Here is a 1,842-nt window from a genome sequence, read left to right as displayed (position 1 = left end):
TTTGAAAATAGTTTATATTTTAATAAAAAGTTTAGATTGATTATTTATTTTTAAGATATAGACACCAGATGCTATTGTTTGGGGGTATTTTAGCGATGTAATCTTGTTAGTTTCGTTGTATTGTTTTTCTATTATGTTAATAATACTTCCTTTCATGTCTATTAGTTTAAAACTATCAGACACCAATGTATTAGAAATAAAAACAGCACCAGAATTGTTAGGATTTGGAAATACTTGATAATTTTGAGAAATAGGTATTTCTTCTTGATTTTTACCATCAAAGTATGTCACTCCAAAATTAAAGGCATCAATTCCTAATTTCTCACCAATTAGTCTACCAGGGATATCATCAGCAGGCGGGTGAATACCACCCCATATTCTAGATAAGCTACATTGATCTGATGCATCGCGATAGGTTGCCCATTGTAGTTTTACATCTACAGAAGGTCCTTCTTCAAAAACTAGGAATTTATTTTTCTTAGCAATAAATTCTCCTACACCTCCAGGGAAGTATGCATCTCCTGTAAGCAAGGTCATTACCTCTGCAGCAGCTCTGGAATAGGTAGAATGCCCAGATACATACCCTGCAAAAGGAGGAGTAACGAAGGTTGGTCTTTGATAAGGCCACCAATTTTCAGCCAATATCCAATCTACACCAGCTTGATCTACTTCAGTATCATTGATGTAGTCATGTCCTTTCCAGGTGTATAGTTTAATTTTTCCTATATGTTCTCCATTTAGACCTTCAAGAGGGTCTCCATTTTCAACAATTTCGATATAGCCATCTATTAAAGTAATACCAGCTATATCATAATTTTCTTTAGAAGGGTCCGAAGACTGTCCTTTATCTGATAGAAAACGTATTGCAGAAATGGGTCTTATATAATCGTACCATCCTTTAATTGCCCATGCCGTAATAGCGGCATCATGCATGGCGCCTCCCATCAGGAAATAAGATTTAACATCCCATTCAGTTAGGTCTAATAATTCGCCAGAACCACTTAATTTTTTTTCTAATAGCGGATTATCGTTTACATAGTTTAATAATGTAAACCAGTGCCCTGGAGGTGTTTCTGAATCAGGTCCATCTGCCCAGAATTCTGCTAAAACCCTTGCGTAATCTCCTCTAGGGACGAGTTGTTGAGGATATGGCGCATTAGTATGCGGGTTTATGCTATAACCCATACCCGTATCACCACCCAAAGTTAAGTTGTAAAAGTCTGGGTAAGTGTTAAATGAATCAGGCATTGAGTTAATATCAACATTACCAATTGAATTAGGAGAAATATCCCAAAGTACATTATCGGTTGGGTCAAGATGAGATCCCCATATAGACACTAGTGAATACCCCCACTTATAAGCATCACTTTCAGTTGATTGGGCAGTAGTATTTAGATAAGGAGGCGCTCCAGGATCGTGATAAATATTATAATTATTTCCATCTCTTGAATAAGTTACTTTAGCATCATCAGAGAGAGAAAAAGAAGAAACATCCCCCCATTCTGGGCTTAGAAACTCTGGAGTTGAACCTTCGATTAAATTACCACTTTGATCAATAAAGGCATCTAAACTTAAAGGTTGCCATCTATTAGGGTCTGTTAATGTTTCATTTCCAGGAAGAACAGGGGATAAGGGTATATTTACAGGTACATAATGAGCATTATTATACTGGTTAATTTCACGAGCCCCATCTGTGTATCCATAACTTATAACCGATTGAGCTATGAAATTTCCTAAAGCAGCGGGATCTCCATTACTGTAATCGATTGAAGTATTGTTTATATCATACCCTAGCTGAGTCATTAAGAAATCAAAAATTTCACGAGATTCTTGTGCACTAGG

General features: G+C 36.4%; 1 protein-coding gene. It reads right to left on the bottom strand.

The features are described from left to right. Nucleotides 1–12 precede the first annotated feature (12 nt). Nucleotides 13–1,842 (bottom strand): T9SS type A sorting domain-containing protein (locus AC2D6V_RS15365; RefSeq protein WP_484649957.1); only part of this gene is annotated, 1,830 nt, incomplete at its 5' end.

It is taken from the genome of Algibacter sp. YIN40 (genome assembly GCF_057219435.1).
This window is presented reverse-complemented; position numbering and strand designations above follow the sequence as displayed.